Here is a 268-nt window from a genome sequence, read left to right as displayed (position 1 = left end):
TGGTAAACCAATATAGATATAAAGCATTTGCACTAGTATTGGAGTACCTCTAATAATGTTTACATATGTGTTCGCAATAGCTTTTAAAAGCCAGTTTCTAGCAATACTAAATAGTCCTAAAGTTAAACCTATAACTACAGCAATTAAAAGTGAGAAAACTGTTATTTGTATCGTTACCCAGAGCCCTCTCATTAGGACTGGCATAGCATCCATAATTACTTGTAAAGCATCGATTGTCGTTCACCTTCCTTATCTTATTGAAGAAAAA

General features: G+C 33.2%; 1 protein-coding gene. It reads right to left on the bottom strand.

The features are described 5' to 3' along the window. A partial coding sequence (locus tag AOA60_RS18320; protein WP_143522462.1) for an ABC transporter permease subunit occupies positions 1-213 on the bottom strand: 213 nt, incomplete at its 3' end. Positions 214-268 lie beyond the last annotated feature (55 nt).

Origin of the sequence: Pseudomonas sp. 2822-17, from assembly GCF_002742485.1 — a bacterium.
GTDB lineage: Bacteria > Pseudomonadota > Gammaproteobacteria > Pseudomonadales > Pseudomonadaceae > Aquipseudomonas > Aquipseudomonas cyclaminis.
Note: the sequence above shows the minus strand (reverse complement) of the source record. Positions and strands in the feature narration are given on the sequence as shown.